This window comes from Rhizobium sp. 05L419 (assembly GCF_056397845.1).
Genome location: NZ_JBFTOF010000018.1, coordinates 47,290 through 62,021, shown reverse-complemented (window position 1 = coordinate 62,021; position 14,732 = coordinate 47,290). Strand labels below are relative to the sequence as shown.

Genomic DNA, 14,732 nt, shown 5'->3' with positions numbered 1-14,732 from the left:
ACTGTCAAGAAAGGGCAAAATCGTGAGAGCGATCGTGATGAATGGAGTGGGCGGGCCTGACGCAATGGAATGCGTCGACCGTCCGAAGCCCGCGGCTGGGCTGGGTCAGGTCGTGGTCGAAGTCGCGGCATCAGGTGTGAACTTCATGGATATCGGTGTACGGCAGGGAATGGCCTGGACCGATATGCCCAACCCGAAAATCCTCGGCGTCGAGGGGGCGGGCCGCGTCATCGGTGTCGGCGAGGGAAGCGATCGCTTCCGGCCAGGCGATCGCGTCGCCTGGGTCTACGCCCCGGCAAGCTACGCCGAGCGTGTCGCCGTCCCCGTCGACGCGCTTGTCGCCATCCCGGACGCCATCGACGACCGAACGGCCGCCGCTGTGATGATGCAGGGCCTCACCGCCAGCCACTTCGCCACCGACTTCTATCCCGTCCAGCCTGGCGACACCGCGCTGGTCCATGCGGCCGCGGGCGGGCTCGGCCTGCTCCTGACACAGATCATCAGACGCAGGGGCGGCCGCGTCATCGGCCGCGTCTCCTCGCCCGACAAGGTCGCGCTCGCCAGGCAGGCCGGCGTCGATCATGTGATCATCGACACGGAGGGTCAGTTTGCCGAAGAGGTCCTCGGCCTGACCGATGGCGAAGGCGTTGATGTCGTCTATGACGGCTCCGGGCCAAAGACCTTTCACGGGTCCCTCGCCTCCCTTCGCCGTTCCGGGACGTTCTGCTGGTATGGCCCGGTGCTCGGTGGGCCGGGACCCCTCGACATCATGAGCCTGCCGAAGAGCATCAAGCTCGGCTATGCCACCTTCTTTGATCACATCCACACACCAGAGCTGCTTCGCGCCCGAAGCCGGCAACTCTTCGACTGGATTGCCGACGGCTCACTCACAGTGAAAATCGGCGGCATCTATCCGCTTGCCGAAGCGGCGAAGGCACATGCTGACATGGAAAGCCGCGCCACCACTGGCAAGCTCCTGCTCATCCCCTGACAAAAACACCAACGATAAGGAAGTTAATCATGAACAACTCAGCATCGGCAACGGCAAAGGCAGCGCTGGTCTTCGGAGGATCGCGCGGCATTGGCGCCGCAATCGCCAGACGACTGGCCGAGGACGGTTTCCATGTCGGCCTGACCTACGTCTCCCGGCCGGACAAGGCGGACGATGTGGTGGCCGCGATCAAGGCAGATGGCGGCAAGGCGATCGCGATCCGTGCCGACAGTGCTGACCCCGTCGAGATTCGGGCAGCGATGCGACGGACGGTCGGGCTGTTCGGTCCTCTCGACGTCGCCGTGGTCAATGCCGGCGTCCTTCGAATGGCGACACTGGACGCGGTCGACATTCACGATCTCGACCTGTCGCTCAACGTGAACGTCCGCGGCGTTCTTCTGGCGATCCAGGCGGCGGCGGGAGACATGAAGGATAACGGCCGGATCATCACGATCGGAAGCAGCACCGCGATCAGGACAGGCTCCGCCGGCGGCAGTGTCTATGCCATGACCAAGGCCGCCGTCGCGGCAATGGTGAAAGGGATCGCACTCGATCTTTCACCGCGGCGGATCACCGTGAACAACATCCAGCCCGGTCCCACGGAGACAGACATGACCGCCGACATGATCTCCGGCCTGACCGAGATCATTCCCCTGAAGCGGGTTGGGCAGCCGGAAGAGATCGCCGCGCTCGCCTCCTATCTCGCCAGTCCCAGCGCCGGCTACATGACCGGAGCAAGCCTGACGATCGATGGCAGCTACGTCCTCTGATCGCCACGTCGAACTGAACGAGGCCCCCTCTCAGCGGACGGCCTCTGCCATCTCTACGCGCCGGACTGCGCCGATATTGGCCAGGAAGGTCTCGTCATGGCTGACGACCAGGAGCGCGCCGTCATAGGCAAGAAGCCCCGCTTCGATCGCCTCGATCGAGGCGATGTCCAGATGGTTGGTGGGCTCGTCGAGGATCAGCAGGGCCGGAGGCTGCGGTCCGCCGAGCACACAGGCGAGCCCCGCCCGCAGCATCTGCCCTCCGCTCAGCGTGCCCGCCCGTTGCAGCGCTGCATCGGCGCGGAAGAGAAAATTCGCAAGCGTCGCGCGGCAGGCATTCTCCGTCGAATTCGGGTTGAGCCGCATGAGATTGTCGAGGATCGTTGCGTCGGGATCGAGGATACCGACGCTTTGATCCAGCATGGCGTACGGCACATTGACCGAGACCGTCCCGCGAAAGGGCCGCAGTTCGCCGGCGATGAGCTTCAGCAGGGTCGTCTTGCCTGCCCCGTTTGGCCCGGCAACCGCAAAACGCTTCGGACCGACGATCGAAAAGGACAGGTCCCGAATGATGGAATGCCCGGCTTCATATCCGGCAGATACACCGTCGAGAGCCAGAACCGTTCGCCCTGCCGCAAGCCCCGTCGGTGGCAGGCAGACGGAAAGCTGCCGCAGGGATTCGATGCGGGATCTGGCGGACGCCACGGCGTCAAGCGCCTCCTCCCGCTGGCGGTCGGCGAGGTTGACCCCCTGCCCCTTGCTCGCTTCCGCTCTGTTTTTCCTCAAGCCCAGAAGAATGCGCGGCATATCGCCCCGCGCAGCCTTGCGGGCGCCCGCCGCGTCGCGCCTTTCTTTTCGCTCCGCTGCAAGCTGCGCCTTGCGATTGACCTCGGCAACGGATTTCTGCGCGTGTGCCAGATCCTCCTGAGCGGCTTCCAGCTCCATTGCCTTGATGGCCCGGTAGGCCGTCCAGTTGCCCCCGTAGCGACGCGCCCCAAGCGTGGTCATTTCGACGACCGCGTCCATACGATCCAGGAGCTCGCGGTCATGGCTGACGACGATGGCCCCGCTGCGCCAGCCGGCAAGGAGATCGATCACGGCCTGTCTTCCGTCACGATCGAGATTGTTCGTCGGCTCATCGAGCAACAGGAAATCCGGCGTTCGGAAGATTGCGGCAGCCAGGCTTGCCCGCGTCCGCTGGCCGCCTGAAAGCTGGCTCAGGGCGGTCTCCGGACGCGCGGTGAGACCGACCTGGGCAAGTGCCGCCACAATCCGTTCCTCAAGCGTCCAGTCGGCCTCGGCAAGCTCCTCGACACTCGCCTCGCCGATCTCGGCACGGCGCAGCACCGAAAGCGCGTGCGCTGCCCCGAAAAGGTCGGCGACGGTCTCGACCGCGCCGATCTTCACGGCCTGCCGCGCCATGGCAAGGCTCCCGCTGAGCGAGACCGAACCAGCGGAGGGCTGCAATTCGCCGGCAATGATCTTCAGCAGCGTGGTCTTGCCGACACCATTCCGACCGACGAGACCGACGCGCTCCTTGCCGAAGGTCAGGTCGAGATTGGAAAAGAGGTTCTGGCCGTCTGCCCTTGACCAGGCGAGCCCTGAGACAGTGATGGACGGCATGGCAGGAGCCTTCTTGAAAATCATAAAACAGCACGATATCGTGCCGATTAGCAAATATCGACACGGAGCGCAACCAACTGCGCAAACCCACGGATGGACCAGGACATTGGAAGCACAACGACGCCGCGCCGGTGGCAGGCCAAGCAAGGGCGAGGCAAACGCGATAGACACCCGTCTCCTCGACGGCGCGCGCGCTGCTTTCGCCCGGAGCGGTATCGCAAATACGTCTGTGGAGGAGATCGCGGCTGATCTCGGCATGTCCAAGCACACGATCTATCGTCGCTACCCGAACAAGACGGTTCTGCTCGAAGCCGTCGTTTCCCGCGATCTCGTTCGATTTCGCAGCGCCCTTTCGGAGGCGGCGGCGGAGAGGACGGATCCCGCAGAGGCCTTGCACAACGCCGCGCGCAGCTATTTCTCTTTCGGCACGAGCCGGGAATACTCAGCCTTCTATCTATCCGTCAGCGCCGAAGCGGCCATCTCGCGGTCCATACGCGAGAAACTCGCCATGTGGTCGGCTACAGCGTTGGAGCCGCTGAGGGACGCCATCGTCTCGGCCCAGACAGCGCACGCCCTTCGACCGGGCGATCCCGCCTCGATCTGCAGCATTCTCGTCGATCTTCTCGAAGGCGCCAACAACCGCGTGCGGCTTGGCACCGCCGATGCGTCCGACGAGCGCGCCTCCCGCCTGCTGTTCGACGAGCGGTGGGACGTCTTTATCGCGGCAATGGCACCTGGGCGAGAGAGGCTGGCCGGGGCGTGATCGGCCGCAACGACCCACTACCACGGAACGGCGTACTTTGCCTGTTCATACCCTGGGTAGGACGCACCGGCCGCGGCCAGGATACCCACCATAGGCGACGGCTCTCGGGAGGTGGCGTCGTAGACGCAGGGCGCTGCGAATACCGCCGCCCCCAGCATGCAAAGGATCATCATTCTCATGGGTACTCCTTGGTCGAGGCTCCGCCTCGCTTGTCATCTGTTTCGTCTGGACGGCCGGATTGCCGCTGGAAGCCAACGCCTCGCAGCGGCAGTCTCGTCAGGCGATGACCAGATCGACATGAATGTTGCCACGCGTGGCCTTCGAATAGGGGCAAATCTGGTGAGCGTCTTCCACAATCGAGCGCGCCAGATCCGGTGCAATGCCGGGCAGATTGATCGTGAGGCGCGCCTGCAGGAAATAGGCCCCGGCGGTGGCCCCAAGGTCGACTTCGGCATCAACCGAGAGGTCGGCAGGCAGCTCCACCTTCCGCGTCGCCGCCGCCTTGCCCATCGCTCCGATGAAGCAAGCCGACCATCCGGCCGCGAAAAGCTGCTCCGGATTTGTGCCGGCGCGATTGCTTCCGGGAGGCGTAAGCTTGATGTCGAGCTGACCGTCGGCACTGCGAGAAAAGCCGTCGCGGCCGCCGGTGGTGCGGGTCTTGCCGGTATAGAGAACCTTGTCGATACTTGTCATCGCAAACACTCCTTTGTTGCGTCGCTCAACGCGACATGACGGAGTGTGGTTTGCCCGGCTGAGGTATCCGGCATGTTTTCGAAACGGACAGAACTGTAACAAAACGTAGCCTCGCGCGGCAAAGACACCGTGCCGTACAAATATCGGTCAGCGAATGACGACCTCAGCGGCCAGGCCTCCGCCGGCGCGGTTGTAGAGCCTTATCGAGCCCCCGAGCGCCGCAGTCAGCTGCTGTGCGATGGCAAGCCCGAGGCCCGACCCGCCGGTCTCCCGGTTGCGGGATTGCTCGAGCCGGAAGAACGGCTGCATGGCGGCTTCCAGCTGCTCTTGCGGGATCCCAGGCCCACGGTCCAGCACCGTAATGACGACTGCGCTCTCGCCGTTGCGCTCGACGCTGATCTCGGCAGCGCCGGCGAACTTGAGTGCGTTGTCGACAAGGTTTGAGAGAATGCGACGAAGCGCGTACGGCTTGGTCGAAACCGTCCCCTGCACGACACCGACGACGGTCACGGCTTTTCCCGTGTCCTGATAGTCGTAGGAGAGACTTTCGATGAAGGAGGCAAGATCGATGCGGGAGAGCTTTTCGCCGTTGCCGTGAGCGCTTCTTGCATAGGCAATTCCGTCCTGCACCAACCGCTCGATTTCACCAAGGTCGTGCAACAGCTTGTCTTTCTCAGGACTGTCCTCGGACATGTCGGCGCGCAAACGCATCCGGGTGATAGGCGTCTGGAGATCATGCGAGATCGCCGCCAGAATCTGAACGCGCTCTTCGAGGTAATGAGCAATCCTGTCGCGCATCGCGTTGAAAGCCTTGGCCGCATGAGAGACTTCGCTCGGCCCGGCCTCGTTCATGATCGGCCCCTTGCTGCTCACATCAAGCGCATCGGCCGCAGCCGCAAGGTCGCCGAGCGGCCGGATTGCCTGCCGCACGGCAAACCACGCGCAGAGGACGAGAAGCAACATCTGGACGACGAAGACATAGGGAAGCCAGCCCGCGACCGGCATGACGCCGCGCGGCGTGATGTCGATCGTCAGCGGGCTTCCGTCACTCAATGTCAGATGCGCCTGCAACCTGGCAATGTCACCAGGTATCGCCTCGATGCGCAATGGAAAGCGATGACCGACCGCGTCTTCTATCATGGCGGCAATCTCCACGCCCCGGCTGGACGTGTCGGGAACGCCGAGCAGACCCGGCCCAAGGATGAAGCGGTAGTTGCCACGGCTGAGCCGGTCGAGCAGGCTTTCGCGGTCGCCCGCTGGCAGCCGGTCGAGAACCGCAATCGATGTCGCAATATCGTTTTCCAGAGTACCGAGCATGACGGCTTTGGCCGACATGTAGCGCTCCAGGTAGAGGACCCCGAAGGAAAGCCCGTAGGCGATTGCCAGCCCTGCGAGAAGGATCAGGAAGATCCGCGCGCGCAGGGTTTGTGGCCATAGCCGGCTGGGACGAAACTGATGCGCCGCATTCACGGGCGAAGCTCCGTTATTTCAACCGGCACGGAGAAGACATAGCCCTCACTGCGCACGGTCTTGATGTAGGTCGGCTCGCGCGCATCGTCACCGAGCCGCTGGCGAACGCGGCTTACGAGAAGATCGATCGAGCGGTCGAAGAGATCCGCATCGCGCCCCTGCGTCAGGTTCAACAGCTGGTCTCGATTGAGCACGCGCTGCGGATGATCGACGAAGACGCGCAGCAGCCGGTATTCGGCGCCGCTCAAGGCGATCGCTGTCCCCTGGCTATCGATAAGGTGGCGTGCGACCGTGTCCAGTTGCCAGTCGCCGAAGCTCAGCAATTGGCCGGCTTCGCTGATCTGAAGATTGGGGGGCAGCATGCGTGTGCGACGCAGCACCGCCTTGATGCGCGCCAGCAGTTCGCGTGCCGCAAAAGGCTTCGACAGATAGTCGTCTGCCCCCATCTCAAGTCCGAGAACCCGGTCGAGCTCATCGTTGCGGGCCGTCAGCATCAGGATCGGCGTTGCCTTGTGTTTGCCGGCCCTCAGCTCCCGGCACAGGACCAACCCGTCATCGCCAGGCATCATGACGTCGAGCACGATGAGATCGACGGCATTGCCCTCCAGGAAGCTCCGCATCTGGCGTCCATCGGCTGCAACGGTCGTCCTCAAGCCGTTCTTCGTGAGATAGCTCGAGATCAGTTCGCGGATTTCGCGGTCATCGTCGACAACCAGGATATGGTCGATGTGCTCCATTCGGGCTTCCAGTTTCTGTTTCGCAAGGGCGATTTGATCAACTACTCTTCCTTAGCCCCTGATCCAGCCGTCGCGAAGGGGGCAAATTTCCACCTTTCGGCGTTCTTGAAACTACAGCCGGTCGACGTCCAGGATCGCTTGCGCGAAGGCTTCCGGCGCCTCCTGCGGCAGGTTGTGGCCGATCCCGCCGTTGATCGTGCGATGCTCGTATCGCCCGGAGAATTTGCCGGCGTAGGCAGAAGGCTCGGGATGCGGTGCTCCGTTTTTGTCGCCTTCCATCGTGATCGTCGGAATGGTGATTATCGGCCCTTTTGCCAGGCGTTCTTCGAAAGCATCGTACTTTGCCTCGCCATCGACCAAGCCCAGGCGCCAGCGGTAGTTGTGGACGACAATATCGACGTGATCCGGATTGTCGAATGCCGCGGCCGAACGGTCGAACGTCGCATCGTCGAAATCCCAGGTCGGTGATGCCGTTTGCCAGATGAGCTTTGCAAAGTCGTGGCGATTGGCGGCGTAGCCCAAGCGCCCACGCTCGGTGGCGAAATAGAACTGATACCACCAGGCCTGCTCGGCCTTTGGCGGCAGGGGCTTCCTGTTGGCCTCCTGGCTGCCGATCAGGTATCCGCTGACCGACACCATCGCCTTGCAGCGCTCCGGCCAGAGGGCGGCCATGATATTGACGGTGCGAGCACCCCAATCATAGCCGGCGACGATCGCTTTCTCGATGCCCAATGCGTCCAGAAGGGCGATCATGTCGGCCGCAAGCGCCGACTGCTGGCCGCTTCGAGGCGTATCCTTGGATAGAAACCTGGTCGTGCCGTAGCCCCTCAGATAGGGGACGATCACGCGATAGCCGGCCGACGCAAGCATCGGCGCAACGTCGACGAAGCTATAGATGTCATAGGGCCAGCCGTGGAGCAGCAGAACCGGCGGGCCGTTTGCCGGGCCTGCCTCGGCATATCCGATATCAAGCACGCCTGCCTTGATCTGTTTGAACGCTTCGAAGGAGGCGTTCGGCCGCGTCTTGACGGCCGGTCGCTTTGCCGTGGGCGGCTGTGGCGCCTGGGCGCCGGCAGTGGTGGTGGCGCCCAGTTCGACCGCCGCAACGGCCATGGCGGCAACACCAAACAAACGGCGGCGTTGGTGGTTGATTTCCTCAGTCATCTCTGTCTCCAGTCAAATCGATCATGATCCCAAAGAGACCCGTCGCATGTATCCCGGATGTGTCCGGGGGGCTCGCATTTGCGTGACGATGTAGCTTCCGGCCAGTTGGATACATTGCGATACAAATACCCTGCCAAAGGCGACCATCAATCAGCTGAACCGAATTTCACGGGCTTTCCATCGGTTACGGGCGCTTTGTGCCACATTCCAGCGACCCCCCGGCCCCAATCCTACAATTCGGTACATTTGCCCTGGGAACCGGACACATCCGAGATACGTCACGCCGGCTAGATGCACCTCGCTTGCCCGGCAATCGCCGTCCAGAGCCTTCTCAATCGCTTTCAAAGGAAACGATGATGACGCTTCTTATCATTGCCTATCTAGGGGGTGCGCTGACGATCCTCAGCCCGTGCATCCTCCCCATCCTCCCCTTCGTCTTTGCGCGTGCCGGCCAGCCGTTCGTCAGAAGCACGCTGCCCATGCTCGTGGGCATGGCCGCCACTTTCGCGGTTGTCGCCACGCTCGCCGCAGTTGGCGGCAGCTGGGCTATCCGCGCCAACGAGTATGGCCGCATCTTTGCGATCGTCCTGCTTGCACTCTTCGGGCTAAGCCTTCTTGTCCCCCGCATCGCAAGCCTGCTTGCGCAGCCGAGCGTATCCTTCGGCAACAATCTTCTCAATGCCACGGGCGATCCGCGCAACGCGCCCACCGCAAGGAGCTCGCTTGTTCTCGGCATCGCGACCGGGCTGCTCTGGGCTCCCTGCGCCGGCCCGATCCTCGGCCTGGTGCTGACGGGTGCCGCGCTGCAGGGGGCCAATCTGCAAACCACATTCCTGCTGCTTGCCTATGCCGCCGGTGCTGCGACCTCGCTTGCCGTCGCCTTGCTTGTCGGTGCAAAGGTCATGACCCGCATGAAGGGGTTCATGGGTGCCAGCGAGCGCGTCCGGCAGTTTCTCGGCGCTGCGGTTCTGGCAGGCGTCGCCGTCATCGCGCTTGGCCTGGATACCGGTCTTTTGGCTCGGTTCTCCTATGCAAGCAGCACGTCCTTCGAGCAGGCGGTGCTGGACAGGTTTCAGGCAAAGCCAGCAGGGGCTGCACCGTCAGAGGTCGCCAGCAACGACGGCATCGTCACGGTCGACGCGAAGCTGCCGTTCCGCAGCGACCTTCCAGTGGAAGGCCGTGCGCCTTCGCTCGACGGAGCAGTCGAATGGCTGAACTCGGCACCGCTCACCACAGAGCAGCTCCGCGGGAAAGTGGTGCTCATCGATTTCTGGACCTATTCATGCATCAACTGCATCCGAACCACTCCCTACGTTCGCGCCTGGGCTGAAAAATACAGGGATCAGGGGCTTATCGTGATCGGCGTGCACTCCCCTGAGTTCGCCTTCGAGAAGAAGATCGACAATGTCAGGCAAGCGGTCGGCGAGTTCAAGATCGGCTATCCGGTCGCGATTGACAACGATTACCGCATCTGGCGGGCGTTCGACAACAGTTACTGGCCAGCCCACTACCTGATCGATGCCGAGGGGCAGATCCGCTACCACCACTTTGGCGAGGGAAACTACCCACAGACCGAGCAGGCTATCCAGGACCTTCTACGCGAGGCGGGCAGCAAGATGCCCGCAACCGCACCGACCATACCGGATGCAAAGGGAGTGGAAGCAGGTCCAGATCTCAGCAGCATCAGATCTGGAGAAACCTATCTCGGCTATCAGCAGGCCTCCAATTTCGCATCCCCTGAAAGGCTGCGGGCAGATGCCGCGCGCAACTATTCGATCCCCAATCTCAGCCTCAACGAATGGGGATTGTCAGGTACCTGGGTCGTCGGTCCTGAACAGGCCACGCTCGATCAACCAGGCGGCGGCATCGCCTACCGGTTCAGCGCCCGCGACCTGCATCTCGTTCTCGGCCCCGGCAGCAACGGCAAACCGATCCGCTTTCAAGTGACGATCGACGGCAAGGCGCCTGGAGCAGACCACGGTTCCGACACCGACACCGATGGGAAAGGCACGGTGACCACCACGAAGCTCTACCAGCTCGTTCGGCAGTCGAACGATGTCGCAGAACACAGCTTCGAAATCCGGTTCCTCGACCCCGGTGTGCAAGCCTACGCCTTCACATTCGGATGAGCTTTCCACCCGACACCATCGGAGGCCGTTGCCCGTGATCGAAAGGCGGCCGATAGGTTCAGGGTCAGCTGCTCCGGCGCCCTGCCCCGCCGGCCTTTAGCCGCGGGGCCGATCATTCGATTTTCTGCGGGATCACACGTGATGACCAGCGAGCGCCAGGCCAAGCCCGATGAGGATGGTGCCGCAGGTCTTCGGCACCACCGATCCCGGACCCCGTCCATCAGGCGCACAAGAGCCAGGGAGACGACGCCGACCGACGCTATGTCGGCCACGGAAAAGACGAGGTTGACGAAGAATCCCAAGAGCAGAAACTGCGCCCAGAGCGGCATGGCGGCCGCGGGGTCCACGAACTGGGGCAGAAAGGTCACGAAGAACAGCACCGTCTTCGGATTGAGAATTTCGACGACGATGCTGTCGCGCAAGCTGGTCGATCCCCGCTGGCCAGCTTCGTCGGAGTAGGCCTGGCTTGAGGACGAAGAAATACGACATGTGCCGTATTCGAGTGAGGCTTTCGTTGCGATAACCTTTTGATGGTTATAGAAATATTGCCTGGGCTTGCCGGCGGCGGCCCCGATTGGAAAACCGCCAGGACTGGTTGGCCAATTTTTTACAGCCGAGGTATTCGGTGGTGCCGAGGCCGCCGTTGCAGCACAGCATATGCAACCATTTGCAGTGACGAACTGGACCGTCAATGGTCATAGGCCAAAAATGCCCCAAACGTGGAAACTGAGGTACTCGCGCGCTTGACAAAATATCTGCGCCTGTATTTTATGCAGGCCTGCGGATTAGGCAATTCGCAATCACATGACTTTGATAGTCGCTGGGCAGTTTCGCCTCATGACGTCCCCATCCACGATGGGACAGCGTCGTGGGGTTTTTTGTTTTTAGGTTTCGCATGGACGATGCACTGAAGATCGGTATTCTGTTCTCGACCTCAGGACCCTATGCTTCCATGGGTCGTGATGCGCGCGACGGCGCGGAATTTGCGCTGGCGGAATTCGCTGAGGCAAGCGGGCGCACGATCGAGCCCGTCTTCTTCGATCCGCATGCGGATCTTTCGGCCTATCTCGAAGGCGCGCGCCACCTGTTGCGCTCGGGATGTCGCCATATCGTCGGGACGATCACGTCGGCTGCCCGCAAGGAGGTCATTCCGCTCGTTGAAAAACATGACGGTTTGCTCTGGTACATGTGTCCATATGAAGGATTCGAGGCCAATGAGAATGTCATCTATGTCGGCGGTTGCCCGAACCAGCATCTCATTCCGCTCTTCGACCATCTGATTCCCCGCTTCGGCGCCCGGCCCTATCTGGTGGGCGCCAATTATGTCTGGGGCTGGGAAATGAACCGGCTCGCGCGCGAACTCGTCAACAATGCGGGCGGCGAGGTACTCGGGGAGCGCTATCTGCCGCTCGAAGAGACGGCTGTCGATCGTATCGTCACCGATATCGAACAGCGACGTCCGAGTTTCATTCTGAACAATCTGATCGGCCCTTCGAGCTACGCCTTCCTGGGAGCGGTCAAGAAGCTTGGCGAGCGTGACCCCGCCTTCCGCGCCGACAACTGCCCTGTGGTCAGCTGCGACCTTATGGAATGCGAGCTCGACGATATCGCCGCTGGCGCGGCTCTCGGGCAGCTATGCGCCGCCTCTTACTTCGACAATCTCGACACGCCTGACAACCATGCTTTCAAGGCCCGCGTTGCTTCCCGTTTTGGCAGCGACCGGCGGGTATCCAGCGTTTTCGCCGGTGCCTACACGGCCGCGAAGCTTTGCGCCGATGCCATCGTTGCCGCCGCCGACGACGATCCCGTTGCGGTGCGTCAGTCGCTTTATAGTTCCGAGTGGCCGACGCTGTTTGGTCCCTTGTCGATCGATCGCGAAACCAATCACGCGGCGTTGCCGTTCCATCTCGGCCGGATCAATTCCGAAAACGGCTTCGATGTCGTCACCTCCCGTCCTCCGCTTGCCGCGGATCCCTATCTGACCGGGCGCAACAAGCCGGCTTCGCCGAGACTGCGGGTCGTGTCATGAGAGAGACCCCGAATTTTACCGGCTGGGACGCAACGGTCATCCACCGCGAGGACGGCAACACAGAAAAACTGATCCGCCAGCTTCGCCTTCTCGGCGTGCGCGCAAGGCTGCAGTGGGCGCCGCTTTCCGCCGCGGGCCTGCCCGACCTTGTGATCGTCGATGCCGATCAGGGCTTCGATGATCTTCTGCCTTGGCGTGACGCGCTACCGGCCTGTCCGGTCGTCGCCATGCTCGGCTCCGAAGCGCCGGGGCGCATCGCCTGGGCACTGGATCAGGGCGCGGGCGCGATCATTGCCAAGCCGATCGCCGCCTCCGCTGTCTATCCCGCTCTCGTCATGGCGGTCTCGATCCATCAGGAACGAAAGACCGTTGCTGAGCGATTGATGTTTCTGGAAGAGCGCGTACGACTTCGCCCGCTCGTCCACGCGGCCGTGGAGAGGCTGATGAATGTTCACAGCGTCAGCGAGGAGCGCGCCTACACGATCCTTCGCGATTGCGCCATGCGTCGCCGTCTGCCGATGGAGCAGCTTGCTGCGTTCATTCTCGGAGGGGCCGAGCCCCTGCCGGAGGCCGGCTGATGCGCGTGCTGAAAACCATGCTGCGCCAGCCTGCGGCCCTGTTGGGGCTTTCGGTCGTGATCCTCGTCATCGTTCTGGCAATCGCCGCACCGTGGATCGCCCCCTTCAATCCCGATGAGCAGATGTTCGATGGGCTTTCGCTTGAAGGAGCGCCGCTGCCACCGGGCGGCGAGTTCCTGCTGGGTACAGATACGCTCGGCCGCGATCTCCTCTCCCGCCTGCTCTTCGGGGCGAGAACATCGCTGGTCATTGGCCTGGTGGCAAACGGCATCGCCGTTACGATCGGCCTGTTCATCGGGATCGTGGCCGGTTACATGCGCGGTATCGCCAGCAGCGTGCTGATGCGCTTCACGGATCTGATGATGGCGTTTCCGGCACTTTTGCTCGCGATCGTCCTTGCCGCACTGTTGAAGCCCAGCCTTTGGATCGTGGCCATGGTGATCGCGCTCGTCAACTGGGTGCAGGTCGCCCGTATCGTTTACACCGAAACCCGTGGTCTCTCGGAGCGCGATTTCATCATGGCCGAACGCTCTTTGGGCGCCGGGCATCTGCGCGTGCTCTTCCTGCACATCCTGCCGCATCTGATCCCGACCGCGATCGTCTGGGGTACGCTCGGCATCGCGACGACAGTTCTTCTGGAGGCCACGCTCTCCTTTCTCGGCATAGGCGTCCAACCGCCACAGCCGTCCTGGGGCAATATCATCTTCGAAAGCCAGAGCTACTTTCAGGCAGCTCCATGGCTTGTCTTCTTCCCGGGCGCCATTATCCTGCTGACGGCCTTGTCGTTCAATCTGGTCGGCGATGCGCTGCGCGACCTCCTCGATCCGACGCAGCGAGGACGAGGCTGATGTTTCTCGTTCTCCGCCGCGTCGTTCAGGCTGCCCTCATCCTCCTCGGGGTTGCGGCCATTACTTTCGTGCTGCTCTATGCGCTGCCCGCCGATCCGGCCCGCATGATTGCCGGGCGCAGCGCCACGGCGCAGACGGTCGCCAATATCCGCCACGAACTCGGCCTCGACCAGCCGCTTCTGGTGCAGTTCTGGACATATCTGCACAATCTGCTGTCCGGCAATCTCGGCCGGTCCTATGCGCAGAAGACCGAGGTCTGGACGCTGATCGTCGCGCGCCTCCCAGCAACCCTCACACTGATGCTCGCCGGCATCCTCGTCGAGGTGCTGCTTGGCCTAACGCTCGGCACGATTGCTGCCGTGCGCCGCGGCGGCCTTATGGATCGCGTCGTCATGATGGCGTCCTTTGTGGGCGTCTCCGCCCCGCAATTCGTCGTTGCGCTCCTTCTGCTTTATGTCTTCGCCGTGACGCTCGGCTGGTTTCCGATGAGCGGTTACGGCACCCTTGCCCATGTCGTGCTGCCAGCAACCACCCTCGGCGTCCTTGGCGCCGGCTGGTATGCACGCATGGTGCGATCAGCGATGATCGATGTCCTCAATCAGGACTATGTCCGCACCGCCCGCGCCAAGGGCCTCTCCTCCAGACGCATCATATTCCGGCATGCCCTGCCCAACGCCATCCTGCCCATCATCGCCATGATCGGCATCGATATCGGCCAGTTCATGGGCGGCGTTGTCGTCGTCGAGGCCGTCTACGGCTGGCCTGGCATCGGTCAGCTTGCCTGGCAGGCGATCCAGCAAGTCGACATCCCGATCATCATGGGCGTCACGCTGGTGTCGGCACTTGCCATCGTCATCGGCAACCTGCTTGCAGACCTCATCGCACCGCTTATCGATCCGCGCATCCGCACACATTGACAGCAACCAAAGAAGGGGAACCT

The 14,732-nt window shown here is 62.3% G+C and carries 14 protein-coding genes and 1 pseudogene; 8 read left to right on the top strand and 7 right to left on the bottom strand.

Features of this window, described 5'->3' with window-relative positions; all coding sequences use genetic code 11:
* Positions 1-22 precede the first annotated feature (22 nt).
* Both AC1DMK_RS20965 and AC1DMK_RS20960 read left to right on the top strand, forming a co-directional pair.
* Positions 23-991: a quinone oxidoreductase family protein gene (locus AC1DMK_RS20965; protein ID WP_037058326.1), complete on the top strand. Its 969-nt coding sequence runs from the start codon at positions 23-25 to the stop codon at positions 989-991.
* Between the two features lie 29 nt (positions 992-1,020).
* Positions 1,021-1,761, top strand: coding sequence for an SDR family oxidoreductase (locus AC1DMK_RS20960; protein ID WP_477861670.1), 741 nt, complete (start codon positions 1,021-1,023; stop codon positions 1,759-1,761).
* 30 nt (positions 1,762-1,791) lie between these two features.
* Here AC1DMK_RS20960 and AC1DMK_RS20955 read toward each other — a convergent pair whose 3' ends face one another.
* A complete protein-coding gene (locus AC1DMK_RS20955) occupies positions 1,792-3,381 on the bottom strand; it encodes an ABC-F family ATP-binding cassette domain-containing protein (RefSeq protein ID WP_477861668.1) in 1,590 nt (529 codons plus the stop codon).
* Positions 3,382-3,487: 106 nt separating this feature from the next.
* On the opposite strand from AC1DMK_RS20955, the gene AC1DMK_RS20950 reads away from it, so the two are divergent.
* Entirely contained in the window at positions 3,488-4,144 is a 657-nt protein-coding gene (locus AC1DMK_RS20950) for a TetR/AcrR family transcriptional regulator (protein ID WP_477861666.1), read from the top strand.
* Between the two features lie 17 nt (positions 4,145-4,161).
* Here AC1DMK_RS20950 and AC1DMK_RS20945 read toward each other — a convergent pair whose 3' ends face one another.
* From AC1DMK_RS20945 to AC1DMK_RS20925, 5 genes are all read right to left on the bottom strand, one after another.
* A complete protein-coding gene (locus tag AC1DMK_RS20945; RefSeq protein ID WP_477861664.1) occupies positions 4,162-4,323 on the bottom strand; it encodes a hypothetical protein in 162 nt (53 codons plus the stop codon).
* 97 nt (positions 4,324-4,420) lie between these two features.
* Complete coding sequence (locus AC1DMK_RS20940; RefSeq protein WP_037058322.1) at positions 4,421-4,837, bottom strand: organic hydroperoxide resistance protein; 417 nt, start codon at positions 4,835-4,837, stop codon at positions 4,421-4,423.
* 147 nt (positions 4,838-4,984) lie between these two features.
* Positions 4,985-6,307, bottom strand: coding sequence for an ATP-binding protein (locus AC1DMK_RS20935; protein WP_477861661.1), 1,323 nt, complete (start codon positions 6,305-6,307; stop codon positions 4,985-4,987).
* Positions 6,304-7,044, bottom strand: coding sequence for a response regulator (locus AC1DMK_RS20930; protein WP_037058319.1), 741 nt, complete (start codon positions 7,042-7,044; stop codon positions 6,304-6,306). The genes AC1DMK_RS20935 and AC1DMK_RS20930 overlap by 4 nt, the downstream gene beginning before the upstream one ends.
* A gap of 111 nt (positions 7,045-7,155) precedes the next feature.
* On the bottom strand, positions 7,156-8,208 hold the full coding sequence (locus tag AC1DMK_RS20925) for an alpha/beta fold hydrolase (protein ID WP_477861659.1): 1,053 nt from the start codon (positions 8,206-8,208) through the stop codon (positions 7,156-7,158).
* 356 nt (positions 8,209-8,564) lie between these two features.
* Here AC1DMK_RS20925 and AC1DMK_RS20920 point away from each other — a divergent pair, with 356 nt between their 5' ends.
* Positions 8,565-10,337, top strand: coding sequence for a cytochrome c biogenesis protein DipZ (locus tag AC1DMK_RS20920; RefSeq protein WP_477861656.1), 1,773 nt, complete (start codon positions 8,565-8,567; stop codon positions 10,335-10,337).
* Positions 10,338-10,469: 132 nt separating this feature from the next.
* Here the strand turns inward: AC1DMK_RS20920 and AC1DMK_RS20915 are convergent.
* Positions 10,470-10,753, bottom strand: a pseudogene (locus AC1DMK_RS20915) (LysE family transporter); the annotation flags it as partial.
* 479 nt (positions 10,754-11,232) lie between these two features.
* Here AC1DMK_RS20915 and AC1DMK_RS20910 point away from each other — a divergent pair.
* The 4 genes from AC1DMK_RS20910 to AC1DMK_RS20895 are packed head-to-tail and all read left to right on the top strand — an operon-like array spanning position 11,233 to position 14,709.
* A complete protein-coding gene (locus AC1DMK_RS20910) occupies positions 11,233-12,366 on the top strand; it encodes a transporter substrate-binding protein (protein WP_477861654.1) in 1,134 nt (377 codons plus the stop codon).
* Entirely contained in the window at positions 12,363-12,944 is a 582-nt protein-coding gene (locus tag AC1DMK_RS20905; RefSeq protein ID WP_037058314.1) for an ANTAR domain-containing protein, read from the top strand. The genes AC1DMK_RS20910 and AC1DMK_RS20905 overlap by 4 nt, the downstream gene beginning before the upstream one ends.
* Positions 12,944-13,792 (top strand): ABC transporter permease, encoded by an 849-nt coding sequence (locus tag AC1DMK_RS20900; RefSeq protein ID WP_477861652.1) that lies wholly within the window; start codon positions 12,944-12,946, stop codon positions 13,790-13,792. Before AC1DMK_RS20905 ends, AC1DMK_RS20900 begins: the two co-directional genes overlap by 1 nt.
* Positions 13,789-14,709, top strand: coding sequence for an ABC transporter permease (locus AC1DMK_RS20895; RefSeq protein ID WP_477861779.1), 921 nt, complete (start codon positions 13,789-13,791; stop codon positions 14,707-14,709). Before AC1DMK_RS20900 ends, AC1DMK_RS20895 begins: the two co-directional genes overlap by 4 nt.
* The last annotated feature ends 23 nt before the right edge of the window (positions 14,710-14,732 follow it).

Excerpts from the sequence above, each read along its gene's own strand:
- AC1DMK_RS20920 (WP_477861656.1), top strand. The coding sequence starts at position 8,565 with ATGACGCTTCTTATCATTGCCTATCTAGGGGGTGCGCTGACGATCCTC.
- AC1DMK_RS20900 (WP_477861652.1), top strand. The coding sequence starts at position 12,944 with ATGCGCGTGCTGAAAACCATGCTGCGCCAGCCTGCGGCCCTGTTGGGG.
- AC1DMK_RS20905 (WP_037058314.1), top strand. The coding sequence starts at position 12,363 with ATGAGAGAGACCCCGAATTTTACCGGCTGGGACGCAACGGTCATCCAC.
- AC1DMK_RS20940 (WP_037058322.1), bottom strand. The coding sequence starts at position 4,837 with ATGACAAGTATCGACAAGGTTCTCTATACCGGCAAGACCCGCACCACC.
- AC1DMK_RS20955 (WP_477861668.1), bottom strand. The coding sequence starts at position 3,381 with ATGCCGTCCATCACTGTCTCAGGGCTCGCCTGGTCAAGGGCAGACGGC.
- AC1DMK_RS20925 (WP_477861659.1), bottom strand. The coding sequence starts at position 8,208 with ATGACTGAGGAAATCAACCACCAACGCCGCCGTTTGTTTGGTGTTGCC.
- AC1DMK_RS20910 (WP_477861654.1), top strand. The coding sequence starts at position 11,233 with ATGGACGATGCACTGAAGATCGGTATTCTGTTCTCGACCTCAGGACCC.
- AC1DMK_RS20960 (WP_477861670.1), top strand. The coding sequence starts at position 1,021 with ATGAACAACTCAGCATCGGCAACGGCAAAGGCAGCGCTGGTCTTCGGA.
- AC1DMK_RS20945 (WP_477861664.1), bottom strand. The coding sequence starts at position 4,323 with ATGAGAATGATGATCCTTTGCATGCTGGGGGCGGCGGTATTCGCAGCG.
- AC1DMK_RS20930 (WP_037058319.1), bottom strand. The coding sequence starts at position 7,044 with ATGGAGCACATCGACCATATCCTGGTTGTCGACGATGACCGCGAAATC.